Source organism: Thalassolituus sp. UBA2009 (assembly GCF_002335285.1).
Taxonomy (GTDB): domain Bacteria; phylum Pseudomonadota; class Gammaproteobacteria; order Pseudomonadales; family Oceanobacteraceae; genus Venatoribacter; species Venatoribacter alkanivorans.
Map to the genome: position 1 here is coordinate 33,932 of NZ_DDCJ01000067.1, position 16,835 is coordinate 50,766.

15 protein-coding genes are annotated in these 16,835 nt (G+C 52.0%); 4 read left to right on the plus strand and 11 right to left on the minus strand.

Annotated features, from left to right (window positions below):
- Positions 1-50: 50 nt before the first annotated feature.
- Entirely contained in the window at positions 51-548 is a 498-nt protein-coding gene (locus B3P58_RS07950; protein WP_186435787.1) for an acyl-CoA thioesterase, read from the plus strand.
- 67 nt (positions 549-615) lie between these two features.
- Here the strand turns inward: B3P58_RS07950 and greA are convergent, their stop codons facing one another.
- The 3 genes from greA to carA are packed head-to-tail and all read right to left on the minus strand — an operon-like array spanning position 616 to position 5,503.
- On the minus strand, positions 616-1,092 hold the full coding sequence (gene greA, locus B3P58_RS07955; RefSeq protein ID WP_222428427.1) for a transcription elongation factor GreA: 477 nt from the start codon (positions 1,090-1,092) through the stop codon (positions 616-618).
- 30 nt (positions 1,093-1,122) lie between these two features.
- Complete coding sequence (gene carB, locus B3P58_RS07960; protein ID WP_145466125.1) at positions 1,123-4,338, minus strand: carbamoyl-phosphate synthase large subunit; 3,216 nt, start codon at positions 4,336-4,338, stop codon at positions 1,123-1,125.
- A 16-nt stretch (positions 4,339-4,354) separates the two neighbouring features.
- Entirely contained in the window at positions 4,355-5,503 is a 1,149-nt protein-coding gene (gene carA / locus B3P58_RS07965) for a glutamine-hydrolyzing carbamoyl-phosphate synthase small subunit (RefSeq protein WP_145466126.1), read from the minus strand.
- Positions 5,504-6,113: 610 nt separating this feature from the next.
- On the opposite strand from carA, the gene B3P58_RS07970 reads away from it, so the two are divergent.
- Positions 6,114-6,722, plus strand: a complete 609-nt coding sequence (locus B3P58_RS07970; RefSeq protein ID WP_145466128.1) for a TetR/AcrR family transcriptional regulator — start codon at positions 6,114-6,116, stop codon at positions 6,720-6,722.
- Positions 6,723-6,784: 62 nt separating this feature from the next.
- Here B3P58_RS07970 and dapB read toward each other — a convergent pair whose 3' ends face one another.
- The 4 genes from dapB to grpE all read right to left on the minus strand — a co-directional run bounded on the left by dapB (position 6,785) and on the right by grpE (position 11,650).
- Positions 6,785-7,588 (minus strand): 4-hydroxy-tetrahydrodipicolinate reductase, encoded by an 804-nt coding sequence (gene dapB, locus B3P58_RS07975; protein WP_286716850.1) that lies wholly within the window; start codon positions 7,586-7,588, stop codon positions 6,785-6,787.
- A 105-nt stretch (positions 7,589-7,693) separates the two neighbouring features.
- Complete coding sequence (gene dnaJ, locus B3P58_RS07980; RefSeq protein ID WP_225693271.1) at positions 7,694-8,812, minus strand: molecular chaperone DnaJ; 1,119 nt, start codon at positions 8,810-8,812, stop codon at positions 7,694-7,696.
- 163 nt (positions 8,813-8,975) lie between these two features.
- A complete protein-coding gene (dnaK, locus tag B3P58_RS07985; protein ID WP_286716852.1) occupies positions 8,976-10,883 on the minus strand; it encodes a molecular chaperone DnaK in 1,908 nt (635 codons plus the stop codon).
- Positions 10,884-11,065: 182 nt separating this feature from the next.
- The gene (grpE, locus tag B3P58_RS07990) at positions 11,066-11,650 is read right to left on the minus strand and encodes a nucleotide exchange factor GrpE (RefSeq protein ID WP_260974971.1); all 585 of its coding nucleotides are present in this window, start codon (positions 11,648-11,650) and stop codon (positions 11,066-11,068) included.
- 149 nt (positions 11,651-11,799) lie between these two features.
- Here grpE and recN point away from each other — a divergent pair, with 149 nt between their 5' ends.
- On the plus strand, positions 11,800-13,473 hold the full coding sequence (gene recN / locus B3P58_RS07995) for a DNA repair protein RecN (protein ID WP_286716856.1): 1,674 nt from the start codon (positions 11,800-11,802) through the stop codon (positions 13,471-13,473).
- Positions 13,474-13,571: 98 nt separating this feature from the next.
- Here recN and fur read toward each other — a convergent pair whose 3' ends face one another.
- A complete protein-coding gene (gene fur / locus B3P58_RS08000) occupies positions 13,572-13,979 on the minus strand; it encodes a ferric iron uptake transcriptional regulator (RefSeq protein ID WP_145466140.1) in 408 nt (135 codons plus the stop codon).
- A 193-nt stretch (positions 13,980-14,172) separates the two neighbouring features.
- Between fur and B3P58_RS08005 the strand changes: the two genes are divergently transcribed.
- Entirely contained in the window at positions 14,173-14,490 is a 318-nt protein-coding gene (locus B3P58_RS08005; protein ID WP_260975244.1) for an outer membrane protein assembly factor BamE, read from the plus strand.
- An 84-nt stretch (positions 14,491-14,574) separates the two neighbouring features.
- Here B3P58_RS08005 and B3P58_RS08010 read toward each other — a convergent pair whose 3' ends face one another.
- From B3P58_RS08010 to B3P58_RS08020, 3 genes are read right to left on the minus strand one after another with little or no spacing between them, the layout of a single operon-like run.
- Positions 14,575-14,868 (minus strand): RnfH family protein, encoded by a 294-nt coding sequence (locus B3P58_RS08010; protein WP_260974973.1) that lies wholly within the window; start codon positions 14,866-14,868, stop codon positions 14,575-14,577.
- A complete protein-coding gene (locus B3P58_RS08015) occupies positions 14,861-15,292 on the minus strand; it encodes a type II toxin-antitoxin system RatA family toxin (RefSeq protein ID WP_260974974.1) in 432 nt (143 codons plus the stop codon). Before B3P58_RS08015 ends, B3P58_RS08010 begins: the two co-directional genes overlap by 8 nt.
- A gap of 22 nt (positions 15,293-15,314) precedes the next feature.
- The gene (locus tag B3P58_RS08020; RefSeq protein WP_286716860.1) at positions 15,315-16,823 is read right to left on the minus strand and encodes a sodium-dependent transporter; all 1,509 of its coding nucleotides are present in this window, start codon (positions 16,821-16,823) and stop codon (positions 15,315-15,317) included.
- Between the last annotated feature and the right edge of the window lie 12 nt (positions 16,824-16,835).

The following is a 16,835-nucleotide window of genomic DNA, read 5'->3' on the forward strand; positions in this document are numbered from 1 at the left end:
GCTTTATCATTCAGTGAGGAATCTTTGTGGGACAGATCATACAAACCGAGATGACCGTACTCGTCACTCCGGATATGGCTAACTTTTCCGGCAATATGCACGGCGGCGAATTACTCAAGCTGCTGGACAAGGTTGCCTACACCTGTGCCATGCGTTACAGCGGTCATTATGCCGTGACCCTCTCCGTTGATAACGTTCTGTTCAAACAACCCATTCTGATCGGCGAGCTCATCACCTGCCTTGCTACGGTAAATTATACCGGTCGCACCTCGATGGAAATCGGCATTAAAGTAGTCGCCGAAGATATTAAGCAACGCACCGTGCGCCATACTCATACCTGTTTTTTCACCATGGTTGCCATGGATGACAACAACAAACCAACTCCGGTACCGGAACTGGAATTAAAAAACGAAGTTCAGATCCGCCGCTGGAACAAAGCACTGAAACGCCGTGAAGCGCAGAAGAAATTGCAGGCAATGATGCGTGCGATTGAGCGGGATGATGGCTCTGATGATTTTGATGATTTACCGCTGATTCCCTGCCCCTGATCAGCTACCAATAGGGCATAAAAAAACCGCGCATTGCGCGGTTTTTTTATGGACTGAAAAGCAGAAATCAGGCGTGTCTTACTTCGTCAATTTCATACTCAACGGTACCGCTCGGAATCTGAACCGTAACCACATCCCCTTCTTCTTTACCGATCAGCGCACGCGCAATCGGTGAAGAAATAGAAATACGGTTAGCTTTAATATCCGCTTCGTCTTCACCAACAATGCGGTATTCCACTTCTGCATCAGTATCCACATTAATGATACGCACCGTAGTACCGAACAAAACCTTTCCGCTATGCGGAATGGTTTTAATATCGATAACCTGAGCATTAGACAGCTTACCTTCAATATCCTGAATACGGCCTTCAATAAAGCCCTGCTGTTCGCGGGCGGCGTGGTATTCAGCGTTTTCTTTCAGGTCGCCGTGCTCACGCGCCTCTGCAATCGCCGCAATAACGCGCGGACGATCAACTGTTTTCAGGCGCTGAAGCTCTTCACGCAGTGAGGCTTCGCCTTCAACAGTCATTGGATACTTTTGCATATATTCTGACTCCCTAATTGAATGCGACCATTAAATGGTCGCATGCAGTTCCTGCAGACGACGAACTTCTTTCAGACCCTCTGAACGCAGCGCTTCAACCACGGCTTCAGCACCGGCCAGAGTCGTTGTGTAATACACCTTGTGCTGCAGCGCGCTGCGACGGATGTCGGCAGAATCTGCAATGGCCTGTGGGCCATCGGTGGTATTCACAATCAGAGAAATCTCGTCATTTTTAATCATATCCACAATATGTGGACGACCTTCGGTCACCTTGCTCACGCGCTCAACGGCTACACCAGCAGCCTGCAGCACTTTGCAGGTACCTTCGGTAGAAACCAGTTTAAAGCCGCGCTCGATCAGACCTTCAGCAACGGCAACCACACCGGCTTTATCGGCATCACGTACCGATACAAAAGCCACACCGCTGTCCGGCAGTTTGGCACCGGCACCCAGCTGTGCCTTAAAGAAGGCTTCGCCGAAGGTTTTACCGGCACCCATTACTTCACCAGTGGATTTCATTTCCGGCCCAAGAATCGGGTCAACACCCTGGAATTTATTGAACGGGAATACCGCTTCTTTTACCGAGAAATACGGTGGAATAATTTCCTTGGTAAAGCCCAGTTCAGACAGTTTTTTGCCGGTCATAACTTTGGCCGCAACCGCCGCCAGAGAGGTACCAATACACTTGGACACAAACGGCACGGTACGGGAAGCACGTGGGTTAACTTCGATCACGTAGATCTCGCCATCCTGCCATGCCAGCTGCGTATTCATCAGGCCAACAACGCCCAGCTCCAGCGCCATCGCCGCAACCTGCTTGCGCATTTCATCCTGAACATCAGCCGGCAGGCTGTATGGCGGCAGAGAACAGGCGGAGTCACCGGAGTGAATACCGGCCTGTTCGATGTGCTGCATGATACCGCCGATAACAACCTGCTCACCGTCACAGATCGCATCGATATCGACTTCTACTGCACGGTCGAGGAAGTAATCCAGCAGTACCGGAGAATCGTTGGATACTTTTACCGCTTCAGTCATGTAACGACGCAGCGAGGCTTCGTTGTTGACGATTTCCATCGCACGGCCACCCAGAACATAAGATGGACGAACCACCAGCGGGTAACCGATTTCTGCAGCTTTAATTACCGCTTCTTCAGCCGAAGTAACAGTGGCGTTAACCGGCTGCTTCAGACCCAGACGCTGGATCATCTGCTGGAAACGCTCACGGTCTTCGGCACGGTCGATCGCTTCCGGGGAAGTACCGATGATCGGCACACCCGCGGCTTCCAGCTCGTCGGCCAGTTTCAGCGGAGTCTGACCACCGTACTGTACGATTACGCCTTTTGGCTTTTCACGGTCAACGATTTCCAGTACGTCTTCCAGAGTCACAGGCTCAAAGTACAGACGGTCGGATGTGTCGTAGTCGGTAGAAACGGTTTCCGGGTTACAGTTAACCATGATGGCTTCGTAACCTTCTTCTTTCGCTGCCAGTGCGGCGTGCACACAGCAGTAATCGAATTCGATACCCTGACCAATACGGTTCGGACCACCACCGAGAACGATGATTTTCTCGCGATCAGACGGATTCGCTTCACACTCTTCTTCGTACGTGGAGTACATATAAGCCGTATCGGTGGCGAATTCAGCCGCACAGGTATCCACACGCTTGTACACCGGACGGATACCCAGCTTCTGGCGCTGCTTGCGGAAGGTTTTTTCGGTCACGCCCAGCAGTGCTGACAGGCGCGCATCGGAGAAACCTTTACGCTTCAGACGGAAAATGCGGTCGGCATCCATTGATGTCAGGCTGCTCTGCGCAACATTGCCTTCTTCTTTGATCAGATCTTCGATCTGCACCAGGAACCACGGATCAATACCGGAGTGCTGATAGATTTCGTCAACGCTCATACCGGCACGGAAGGCATCGCCCACGTACCAGATACGGTCAGCGCCAGGCACGCGCAGTTCAGAGATAATTTTGTCTTTGCTGCCGGCGTCGTTCAGATCCACTTTCGGATCAAAACCGGTAGAACCGACTTCCAGGCCGCGCAGTGCTTTCTGCAGAGATTCCTGCTGAGTACGGCCAATCGCCATTACCTCACCGACAGATTTCATCTGCGTGGTCAGACGACCATCGGCTTGTGGGAATTTTTCGAAGGTGAAACGTGGAATTTTGGTAACCACGTAGTCGATCGACGGCTCAAACGATGCCGGAGTACGACCACCGGTAATATCGTTCTGCAGTTCATCCAGGGTGTAACCCACAGCCAGTTTGGCCGCCACTTTAGCAATCGGGAAACCGGTTGCTTTGGAAGCCAGTGCCGAAGAACGGGATACACGCGGGTTCATCTCAATCACGACCATACGGCCGGTCTTCGGATCCATACCGAACTGCACGTTAGAACCACCGGTTTCCACACCGATTTCACGCAGTACCGCCAAAGAGGCGTCACGCATGATCTGATATTCTTTATCGGTCAGGGTCTGTGCCGGAGCAACGGTGATGGAGTCACCGGTGTGCACACCCATGGCGTCAAAGTTTTCGATGGAACAGATGATGATGCAGTTGTCGTTTTTATCACGCACAACTTCCATCTCATATTCTTTCCAGCCGATCAGGGATTCGTCGATCAGCAGCTCGTTGGTTGGCGACAGGTCCAGACCACGGGTACAGATTTCTTCGAATTCTTCTTTGTTGTAAGCAATACCGCCACCGGTGCCGCCCATGGTAAAGGACGGACGGATGATGCACGGGAAGCCCAGAGTTTTCTGTACTTCGCGGGCTTCTTCCATACTGTGCGCAATACCGGCGCGCGGACACTCAAGACCGATCTTTTTCATCGCCTTATCAAAGCGGTTACGGTCTTCAGCTTTGTCGATGGTGTCGGCGTTTGCACCGATCATTTCCACGCCGAATTTTTCCAGTACACCAGCCGCTTCCAGACCCAGCGCACAGTTCAGTGCGGTCTGGCCACCCATGGTTGGCAGCAGTGCATCCGGACGCTCTTTCTCGATGATTTTGGCAACCGCTTCAACGGTAATCGGCTCGATATAGGTTGCATCCGCCATCGACGGATCGGTCATGATGGTCGCCGGGTTAGAGTTCACCAGAATTACACGGTAGCCCTCTTCACGCAGAGCCTTACAGGCCTGAGCGCCGGAGTAGTCAAATTCACAGGCCTGGCCGATAACGATAGGGCCGGCGCCAATGATCAAAATACTTTTTATGTCAGTACGTTTTGGCATAACTCAGTCTGTCCTGTTATTGGGCGGCCTTGGCAGCAACAATCAAATCAATAAAGTGGTCGAACAACGGCGCGACATCGCGCGGGCCAGGACTGGCTTCCGGGTGACCCTGGAAACTGAAGGCAGGCTTATCAGTGCGGGCGATGCCCTGCAGCGTGCCATCGAACAGCGACTTATGGGTCGCCTTCAGGTTGGCTGGCAGCGTGCTCTCTTCTACCGCAAAACCATGGTTCTGTGAGGTAATCATCACCTTGCCGGATTCAAGATCCTGCACCGGGTGGTTACCACCGTGGTGACCATGACCCATCTTCATGGTTTTGGCACCGGAGGCCAGAGCCAGCAGCTGGTGACCCAGACAGATACCGAACACCGGGATATTGGTTTCCAGAATCTCCTGAATCGCTTTGATGGCGTAATCACAAGGCTCCGGATCGCCAGGGCCGTTGGACAGGAAAACACCGTCCGGATTCATTGCCAGCACTTCAGAAGCCGGAGTCTGTGCCGGAACAACAGTCAGCTCACAACCACGCTCAGCCAGCAGACGCAGGATATTGCGCTTAACGCCGAAGTCGTACGCCACGACTTTGAATTTTGGTTCGCTCAGCTCGCCATAACCCTTGCCCAGCGTCCAGTCAGTCTGAGTCCAGCTGTAAGCTTCTTTAACAGTCACTTCTTTCGCCAGATCCATACCTTTCAGGCCCGGGAAAGCTTTGGCTTCGGCCAGCGCCTTCGCCACATTCTCTTCAGAATGCGCATCTGCAGCCGCCAGAATGCAGCCATTAAGGGAGCCTTTTTCACGCAGAATACGGGTCAGGCGGCGGGTATCAATATCGGCAATGCCCAGCACATTGCGCTCTTTCAGGTAAACATCCAGTGCCTGTTCACTGCGGAAGTTGGATGCGATCAGCGGCAGGTCGCGGATCACCAGACCTTTGGCATAAATGCCATTGGATTCTTCATCTTCGCTGTTGGTACCGTAGTTACCAATGTGTGGATAGGTCAGAGTGACGATCTGGTTGGCGTAGGAAGGGTCGGTCAGAATCTCCTGATAACCGGTCATGGAGGTGTTGAAAACAACTTCTCCCACTGACAGGCCTTCGGCACCGATGCTGGTACCTTTGAAGATACTGCCGTCCTCAAGAGCTAGAATGGCTGGCGTAGACAAGGCTAAATCCCCGAACAAAGAATAAACTTGCAGACTACCGCACCGGGCCGGAGGAGGTCAGAACCAGAATCTGCAGTCGTAAAAAAGCGGAATGGCGACAAATTGACTCCATCCCGCTTATGACTCGCTATGGACTGATAGCGGATTCCGGCGACAAAAAACGATCACCGCAGTGCGTGTATAAACTAACCCTAAATGATACTGAAAACAGGGTCTTGTGTCCATTAAAGGTGGTGGATTGTGCGTTAACAGTGCACCAGCCGGCCGCATTCCGTATTTCCCCCATCCCTCACCTGCAAGCTGAGCCAAAAGCAAGCCAGAACGAGCACTCCCCGAAGGTCAGCAACACCAGACAAGGCCCCTGAAATTTACTGATAACTCTGGTACTAAATAGCGAGTTACATAAGATTACATTCTGTAACATACAAATATACACTTAATATTACTTCACTCAGAATCAAATGAGTCATTTCATTGTTATCTATTGAGAGGGAAAACTACTGCCTGGCTTATTAACAGTTAAAGATATTTTTAAACAATTAAATATCTGACTGATAAGTCAAAAAATAAGGACAACAACAATTAAAACCAAAATGAAGAGGTCTGCCCCATGCCTGTAGCCGTAGATGGTCGTCGTCGTCTGCAACCGGAAGAGCGTAAGCGCTTATTATTAACCAATGCTGTTGAAGTATTTGCCCGCCGCGGAATCGGCCGGGGCGGTCATACAGAGATTGCCGAGATCGGTGGAGTATCCGTAGCAACGGTATTTAATTACTTTAAAACCCGCGAAGCTCTGGTTGAAGCCGTTCTGGAAGAAGTAGAAAACTTTCTGCTGAATCTGGCCGAGTCCGTTTACGCAGAAGAAGACAACCCTCTGGAAGCCATCCGTTCACACGTTAAAGCATTCCTGAATGCCTGCGAAGAAAACCCGGATTACATTAAAGTCTGGCTGGAATGGAGCGCTTCGGTACGTGATGAAATCTGGCCACAGTATCTGGAATTCCAGAATAAATTACTGGAGCTGATTGCCAAGCAAATCGACAAAGGCATCAAGAAAGGTATCCTGGAGCAGGGGCTGGCGCCGAAAGAACGTGCCCGCTGGGCGCTTGGTAATGCCCAGATGCTGGTATCGATGGTATTTGATCCGAACGGCAAACCGCGCGGCATGGAAAAAATGGTCGAGCGAGGTTTCGATCATATGCTGGGCGTTAAAGCCTGAGGCCTGCCCCCCAGCCATAAAAAAGCCGCTCATTGAGCGGCTTTTTTATATTCAGAAAGGTATCAGAAGCCCAATACATCCTGCATATCGTACAGACCATTTGGCTGAGTGCTGACCCACTTAGCGGCACGCACTGCACCTTTGGCAAAGGTCATACGGCTTTGTGCTTTGTGCGTCACTTCCACACGCTCACCTTCGGTAGCAAACATCACGGTATGATCACCGACCACATCGCCGCCACGGATGGTTTCAAAACCAATCTGCTTCTGCGGACGGGCACCGGTGTAACCTTCACGGCCATACACAGCCACTTCTTTTAAATCCCAGCCGAGGGTTTCTGCGACGACTTCGCCCATACGCAATGCGGTACCGGATGGCGCATCGACTTTGTGACGGTGATGCATTTCCACCACTTCGATATCGCTGTCTTCACCCATAACAGAAGCAGCCATGCGCAGCAGATTCAGACACAGATTCACACCAACCGAATAATTTGGCGCAAAGACAATGCTCATATCCGCTGCTGCAGCTTTCATCTCAGCCTTCTGTTCGTCAGTCAGGCCGGTGGTACCAATCACAATACCTTTACCAGCCTTACGGCACAGTTCGATATTGGCCATGGTGGCCGCCGGTGCGGTAAAGTCGATCAGCACATCAAACTGATCCAGCACGGCTTCAACAGAAGTTGCCGCAGCAACATTAAGCGTAACGCCCAAACCAGCAATAGCACCGGCATCAACACCCGCCAGCGGATCATCAGCCAGAACGATGGCTGCTCCAAGTTCTGCGTCGTCAGCATTACGGACTGCTTCGATCAGCACCCGCCCCATACGTCCGGCAGCACCGGTAATTGCAATGCGTGTCATGTAAAAATACCCAGACAGAATTTCAGAATGGCGCTAAGGATATAGCGATTCGGCAGGAGATGCGAGGCGCAGCCCTAAGGCTGCGCCTGCAGGGTTTAAAGCCGCTCAGATTTCTTCAAAGAACTTCTTCACGCCTTCAAACCAGCTCTTCTTCTGTGGTGAGTGTTTCTCACCGGTCAGAGAAGCCTGGAACTTCATCAGCAGATCTTTCTGCTCAGCATTGAGGCTGACCGGTGTTTCGACCTGTACACGGCAGAGCAGGTCACCCGCCGGGCCACCGCGCACCGGCAGCACACCTTTACCGCGCAGACGGAACTGTTTGCCACTCTGGGTCTCTGCCGGGATTTTCAGTTTCACCCGGCCATCCAGCGTTGGTACTTCCAGTTCAGCCCCCAGTGCCGCATCGACGATACTGATCGGTACTTCGCAATACAGGTTACGGCCATCACGATGGAACAGCTTATGCTCCAGCACACTGACCTGCACATACAGATCACCGGCCGGCCCACCCATGGCTCCCGCTTCACCTTCACCGGATAAACGGATACGGTCGCCGGTATCAACACCAGCAGGAATTTTCACCGACAGGGTCTTGGTTTCTTCTTTTACGCCACGGCCATGACAGCTGGTGCAGGGATCATCGATCTGCGTACCCTGACCACGACAGCTCGGACAGGTCTGCTGCACCGAGAAGAAGCCCTGCTGCATACGCACCTGACCCGCACCATGACAGGTATTACAGGTTTTTGGTTTGGTGCCTGGCTTGGCACCACTGCCGTCACAGGTAGTACAGGCGGTCAGGGTTGGAATGCGGATCTTCTTCTCCACACCACGCACTGCTTCTTCCAGTGTCAGCTCCATGGTGTAACGCAGGTCAGAACCACGCTGCGGGCCACCACGCGGGCCACGGCCACCGCCGCCAAAAATATCGCCAAATACATCACCGAAAATATCGCTGAAGTTAGCACCGCCACCGCCAAAGCCGCCGCCAGCCTGACCATCCACACCGGCATGACCGTACTGGTCATAGGCACGGCGCTTCTGCTCATCGCCCAGCACTTCGTAAGCTTCGGTTGCTTCTTTAAATTTGGCATCCGCATCTTTATCGTCCGGATTACGGTCCGGGTGATATTTCATCGCCAGCTTACGGTAAGCTTTTTTCAGTGTTGGTCCATCGACGTCCTTACTGACGCCCAGAACCTCGTAATAATCTCGCTTAGACATACTTCACCTGTTTTTTTGTCTGCCGCCACAAGCTGATTAACGCTGGCGACAGGAACAAACCCAGCACGCGCACAGGCGTTTCTGAGGTGTGATAACAAAGCAAAACGCGACAGCTTCCGAAAGAAAACTGCCGCGTCCGCTTAACGACTGATGCAGCCGTTAATTACTTGTCTTTAACTTCTTCGAACTCGGCGTCAACAACGTCATCGTCCTGATTACCGGACTGAGCTTCCGCACCACCCTGCTGGGCCTGAGCCTGCTCGGCATACAGACGCTGAGCCAGAGAGCTGGACGCTTCAGTCAGAGCCTGAGTCTTGGCTTCGATTTCTTCTTTATCGGTGCCTTTGATCACAGCTTCCAGATCGGCGATGGCTTTTTCGATGGCGGTTTTCTCGTCATCGGTTACCTTGTCTTTCGCGTCTTCCAGAGTTTTCTTGGTTGCGTGAATCAGACCATCGGCGGTGTTACGTGCCTGCACCAGTTCTTCGAACTGACGGTCAGCATCCGCATTCGCTTCTGCATCAGCAACCATTTTTTCGATCTCTTCATCGCTCAGACCAGAAGAAGCCTTAATGACGATCGACTGCTCTTTACCAGTAGCCTTGTCTTTCGCGCTCACGTTCAGAATACCGTTGGCGTCGATATCGAAGGTTACTTCGATCTGTGGCATACCGCGTGGTGCCGGCGGAATATCGGCCAGGTCAAAACGACCCAGTGATTTATTCTGCGCCGCCTGCTTACGCTCGCCCTGAACCACGTGAATGGTTACCGCAGTCTGGTTGTCATCGGCGGTTGAGAACACCTGAGATTTCTTGGTCGGAATCGTGGTGTTTTTCTCAATAACCGCAGTCGCAACGCCACCCATGGTTTCAATACCCAGAGTCAGCGGAGTTACGTCGAGCAGCAGAACGTCTTTAACATCACCGGACAGAACCGCGCCCTGAATCGCAGCACCAACAGCCACCGCTTCATCCGGGTTCACGTCTTTACGTGGCTCTTTACCGAAGAAGTCAGCAACGCTCTTCTGCACCAGTGGCATACGGGTCTGACCGCCCACCAGAATCACTTCGTCAATTTCACCAGAGCTCAGGCCGGCATCTTTCAGTGCGATACGGCAAGGCTCCAGCGAGCGGGTTACCAGCTCTTCAACCAGAGACTCCAGCTTGGCGCGGGTCACTTTCACGTTTAAGTGCTTAGGACCAGTCGCATCGGCCGTGATGTACGGCAGGTTAACGTCAGTCTGCTGAGAAGAAGACAGCTCAACCTTGGCTTTTTCTGCGGCTTCTTTCAGACGCTGCAGAGCCAGTGGATCGTTGTGCAGATCGATGCCGCTTTCTTTCTTGAATTCAGCCGCTAAATATTCGATCAGACGCAGGTCAAAGTCTTCACCACCAAGGAAAGTGTCACCGTTGGTTGCCAGTACTTCGAACTGTTTTTCACCGTCAACGTCAGCCACTTCGATAATGGAAATATCGAAGGTACCACCACCCAAGTCATATACTGCGATGGTGCGGTCGCCGCCTTCTTTATCCATACCATAAGCCAGAGCCGCAGCGGTTGGCTCGTTGATGATACGCTTAACTTCCAGACCAGCGATTTTACCGGCGTCTTTGGTTGCCTGACGCTGGGAATCGTTAAAGTAAGCCGGTACGGTAATAACCGCTTCGGTTACTTTCTCGCCCAGATAATCTTCTGCGGTTTTCTTCATTTTCTTCAGAATTTCAGCAGAGATTTGTGGTGGCGCGTATCTCTCGCCTTTGACTTCCACCCACGCATCGCCGTTATCCGCTTCCATGATTTTGTAAGGAACCATGGAAATATCTTTCTGCACCACAGCGTCTTTGAAACGGCGGCCGATCAGACGCTTAACCGCAAACAACGTGTTGTTTGGGTTGGTAACGGCCTGACGCTTGGCAGACTGGCCAACCAGTACTTCGCCGTCAGCATAAGCAACGACAGAAGGTGTGGTGCGGTCGCCTTCAGAGTTTTCAATCACTTTGGTTTTGTCGCCATCCAGGATTGCCACACAGGAGTTGGTGGTGCCCAGGTCGATACCGATAATCTTACCCATTTTTCAATTCTCCATTCATGGCAGCTTACGCTGCGTGAACTATTAACCGTTGTATTTGTGTTGCTTTCTATATAAGTCCGGGAAACAGGCTTTCAAGGCCCCCGGTAACAATAAAAATCTGTCTGGATCAGATTTTCACGTCAGCCCCTGCGGGAGTAAGTGCAGGGACAGCACGAATAAAATCAGGCGTTTTCGTCGATTTGTGGTGCGCCTTTACTCACCACGACCATTGCCGGACGTAGCAGACGTCCCTGCAAGGTGTAACCCTTCTGCATCACGGCAATCACGGTATTGGGTGCGGCATCCGGATTTTCAACCATTGCCATTGCCTGGTGAAATTCAGGGTTAAACGCAGAACCGACCGGATCAACGCTTTCTACTTTGAATTTTTCCAAACCCGCGACCAGACCACTCAGTGTCATTTCCACACCTTCGCGCAGTGCCCGGGTTGATTCATCATCAGCAACGGCGGCCGCCAGAGCACGCTCCAGGTTATCAACCGTTGCCAGCATTTCGTTGGCAAATTTCTCAACCCCGAATTTGTGGGCTTTTTCCACATCCAGCTCAGCACGGCGACGGACATTCTGCATTTCTGCCTGAACACGCAGCACCTGCTCTTTCAGGTTTACCACTTCCTGCTCTGCGGCCACCAGTGCGGCAGTCTGATCATCAGCAGAATCTGTTGCCGTGGCATCCGCTGCATCCACCAGGGTTTCAGTATCCAGTTGCTCCTGGAGTTCTTCTTGAACTTTCTGCTCTTCCGACATGTATCTTTCCTCGGTCACTATTTTCGAAACTGTCCGCTATATGGGGGACGAATGGATGAGATTCAAGGGCTGAGCAACAACATTCTCTTGACAGAATCAGATACTGTATATAAAAACACTGTATATCCATTCAGATACGGAGCATCCCTATGCTGGCTCATCTGTCCATTCACCAGTTTGCGTTAGTCGACCAACTGGAACTCGAACTGCAACCCGGCATGTCGGTTATTACCGGTGAAACCGGCGCTGGCAAATCCATTTTGTTGGATGCCTTGGGGCTTGCTCTGGGCGAACGGGCCGATGCCGGCTGCGTCCGCAACGGTGCCGAGAAGGCGGAGGTGTCGGCCTCGTTCACACTGAATGAACAGGCCCGGCTATGGCTGCAGCAACGCGATATTCCGACCGATGACGACCTGATTATTCTGCGCCGCATTATTTCCGCCGAGGGACGCTCACGCGGCTATATCAATGGCCGCCCAGCCTCCGCTAACGATCTTAAAGACATCGGCCAGTGTCTGATTGAGATTCACTCCCAGCATGCGCATCAGCGTCTGCTGCAAAAAGACACCCCGCGTCAGCTACTCGATGCCTTTGGCGGCCTGCAGCTGCAGACAACCGAAGTTTCTCTGGTGTGGTCCGAATGGCAACAACATGCCAAACGCCTGGCCATGCTGCAGGAAGAAAGCGCCGAAGTCACCGCACAACGCCAACTGCTGACCTATCAGGTCGAAGAGCTGCGCCAGCTGGCACCGGGCGAAACCGAACTCGAAGAGCTGGAAGCCGAACACAAGCGTTTGGCCAATGCTGAGAATATGTTGCTTAACGGCCAATACGCGATGGCCGCCTGCTACGGTGACGACAATGGCGAACTGGCGGCAACCCAACTGGCCTATCAGGCCATTACCCGGCTCGATAACATTGATGACCAGCACCCACTGCTGAACGAAGCCCGCGAACTGCTAAAACAAGCACAAATCCAGCTGGAAGAAGCCGGGCGTTCATTGCAGCATTATCTGGAGCTGGTCGATATCAATCCGCATCGGCTACAGCAGGTTGAAAGCCGCCTCAGCGATCTTTACAGCATGGCGCGTAAACATCAGATTCAGCCGCAACAACTACATGCTTACTGGCAGGAACAGGAAGAAGCACTCGCCGGACTGAACCTCAGCGACGACGATCTGGCCGAACTCGAACAACAGGTGCAGGCACTGCAAGCCGAATACAGTACGCTGGCACAACAGTTAAGTAACGCACGCCAGACGGCAGCCGCGCGCATGGACAGCGAAGTCGAAGCTCATTTTGAAGCTTTAGCCCTGGGCCGCGCCCGATTTATTACGCAGGTTGAAAGCGGCACTGCCGAACATGGCAATAAGCATGGTATTGATCAGATTGCGTTTTTTGTTCAGACCAACCCCGGCATGCCCGGTGGCCCGCTGGCCAAAGTCGCTTCCGGAGGCGAGCTGGCGCGCATCAGTCTGGCGATTCAGGTAGTTACCGCAGCGGTGAGCGAAACGCCAAGCCTGATTTTCGATGAAGTTGATGTGGGCATTGGCGGCGGTACGGCTGAACGAGTCGGCCGCCTGTTACGCACCCTCGGCAAAGACAGCCAGGTGCTCTGTGTAACGCACCAGCCACAGGTTGCTGCACAAGCACACCAGCACTATCAGGTCAGTAAAATCAGTGGTGACAGCGCAACCCACACCCAGCTTCGTGAACTGAGTGAGAAACAGCGCTCAGAGGAAATTGCGCGGATGCTGGGCGGTGTCGATATCACCAAACAGACCCTGGCGCATGCGCAGGAAATGTTGGCGCTGGTCAGGTAGACAGGTGCCAGCACGGCGATACTGACACACAGAAGCGCTAACCGACACGCATAAAAAAAGCAGCCAGTGGCTGCTTTTTTATGCACAACAATACAGGCTTATTTCTTTTTGCGAACGTACAGCACCAGGCTGTGCTCAACCAGATCAAAGCCGTGCTCTTCAGCAATTTCATGCTGCAGACGTTCAATCTGCGCATTGGTAAATTCGATCACCGTACCATCATCAACATTCACCATATGGTCATGGTGTTCACCACGCGCCAGTTCAAACACAGAATGACCACCATCAAAGTTATGACGGGTCACCAGACCTGCGCTTTCAAACTGAGTTAAAACCCGGTAAACCGTTGCTAAGCCAACGTCTTCACCCGCTTCAATCAGGGATTTATAAACATCTTCGGCACTCATATGAGCGTCGATATTGGTTTCCAGAATGCTCAGGATTTTCACTCGTGGCAAAGTGACTTTAAGGCCTGCTTTACGCAACTCCACGTTCTGATCGGACATTGCTTTCCTCGAATATTTCACAGCAACTTGAATTATCGGGTATTATCGCGGGTCTAAGTCACAACGCAACAACAATGCAACTACAACGCACTAAGAGACAACACCTATTATTATGCGAATCTCAATTCTGACCCTTTTACTCGGTTTTGCAACCCTTTCCGGCTGTGTCTTCCCAGGGGTCTACAAATTGAACGTGCAGCAAGGCAACATCGTCACCGCCGACATGCTGGAACAGCTTAAACCCGGCATGAATGCCCGTCAGGTGGCGTATGTTATGGGTAATCCTGTGGTACGCAATCCATTCGAGCAACAGCGTTGGGACTACCTTTACACTCTGGAACAGCGCGATAAAGTGATTAAAAACTATACCATCAGTGTCTACTTTGATGCCCAGGGTAACTACACCCACTATACCGGCACCCTGCCCGATCAGGGATTTAAAGAAGAAGATCAACTGAAAACGCTGCCAAAAGAAGAAACGTCAGTGAATACCGTACCGACAGACATCTGAGAGCAGCCATTTCAGCCATAAAAAAGCCAGGCAGCGCCTGGCTTTTTTATACTATGTGTCTGTGCTCACTGGCGTGTATCACACTTACTTCTGCGCTTTGGCCGCCCGGTTAGCCCGCGCCTGCTTAGGATCAATGAGCAACGGTCGATAAATCTCAATACGCTCACCTTCACGCACCACATCACTTTCCGGTGCCCGTGAAGCTTTACCAAAAATCCCGAATTTAGCCTCTGCCAGCACCAGCTCCGGAAACTCAGCTTCGATACCCGACTGGCGCACAGCATCAAGCATACTGGTGCCTTCCTCTACCTCAACACTGAGGATTTTTTGCTTGTGCGGCAAAGCATAAGCCACTTCAACGCGAATCATGTCAGCCATAAATTTCTTTTGCTCGCTTAACAAAGGCATCCACCATCATATTGGCGACCTGTTTAAAAACCGCTCCCAGTGCCACTCCGGCCAGCTTATTGCCCACACTGAAATCCATATCCAATGAAACCTTACAGGCTTCGTCCGACAGCGGCTGAAAGTGCCAAACACCATGAAAGTGCGAGAAAGGCCCATCAACCAAACGCATTTCCATACGCAGCGGACGCTGTAACGTGTTACGGGTGCTGAAGCTTTGGTTCACCCCGGCCTTGGCGATGGTCAGCCGGGCTTCGATAAAATCGTCGCCCTCGGCCAGCACTTCGGTCGCCTGACAGCCATTAAGAAACTCAGGGTAACGACGCACATCATTGACCAGATCAAACATCTGCTCAGCGCTATACATTACCAACGCACTACGCGTAATACTGGTCATTCGCGCCAACTGCTCCGAAGCCTCAGGCGAGGCCTTCTATAAAGATAAAGAAAATAGCGACCGGTGAAATGTAACGCACCATAAACCGCCAGAGATTAAACAGTACCGGGCTTTTAACACGCGCTTCAGCAGCGACCGATTCCCGTGTCATAAACCAGCCAACAAAGATCGCAATCAGCAATCCGCCAAGCGGCATCATCAGATTGGTGGTCAGAAAATCAAGCACATTAAAGAAGGTTTTACCTTCGGTCTTAACAACGAAACCCTCGGCCGCTGCAGCTTTCAGCTCGTTAACATCGGCGTACCAATGAAACTTTGTACTCACAACCTCCGCTTCTGTCGCGGCTTCGTCCTCTGCCACGAGTTCAGCATTCACGGCATGACTGACGGTTTCAGTCACAAAAATTTGCTTGCCGCTCCAATCACTGAACGACATCACCGTTCCTAATCCGAGCAACCAGGCAAAACCACAGACAATGATGGTTGACCGCAGGCGACCCCAGCCACGTTCAACCGCCCATGCAACGGCAGGTTCCGCAATTGAAATGGCCGAGCTCCAGGCCGCAATAAGTACCAACAGGAAAAACAGCGTACCAATCATTGCTCCGCCCGGCATATTACCAAAGGCGATAGGCAGGGTCTGAAACAGCAAACCAGGACCGGAATCCGGTTCCAGCCCATAAGAAAATACAATAGGGAAGATGACCAGACCGGCCGTCAGAGCAACCAGCGTATCAAGAACACCAACCGCTAATATGGTTTTGCCCAGCGACGCATTGGCAGGCATGTAAGCGCCGTACGCCATGATGGCGCCCATGCCCAAACTCAGGGTAAAAAAGGAATGTCCCAAAGCAGAGACCAGTGCATCGGATGTAAGCGCCGCTGTCTGAAAATTAAACAAAAAACTCCACCCCTGCGAAAAACCAGGTGTTGTCATGCTGTAACCAAGCAACAGTACAAGCATCACGAATAAAAGCGGCATAAGAATACGGACAGAATTCTCAAGGCCATGTTTAACCCCACGGGCAATCACGGCACCTGTCATCAAAATAAAGATTGTATGCAGGCCGGTAAGCATCCAGGGATCGCTCAGCAACTGGCCAAAAACATCACCGGTAACTTCTGCCGTAGCGCTGGAAAATTCACCGCTGGCCATTTTCCCCACATACGCCAGAGTCCACCCGGCAATCACACTGTAAAAAGACAGAATAAAGAAACCCGCAACGGCACCCATCCAGCCGATGCCGCGAAAGGCATGTGGAGCATTCTCTTTATTGGTCATTTCCCGCATCGTATTAATCGGACTCATACGACCTTTGCGACCCAGCAATACCTCGGCCATCATCACCGGTATACCGACACTCAGAATACAAAGGAGGTACATCAATACAAAGGCACCACCACCATTCTCGCCTGCCATATAAGGAAACTTCCAGATATTCCCCAGGCCTACAGCTGATCCGGTTGCGGCAAGAATAAATGTCCAGCGATTACCCCAAATCCCGTGCATTCCGCGTTTGTCTGCGCTCATCGTTCTTTTTAC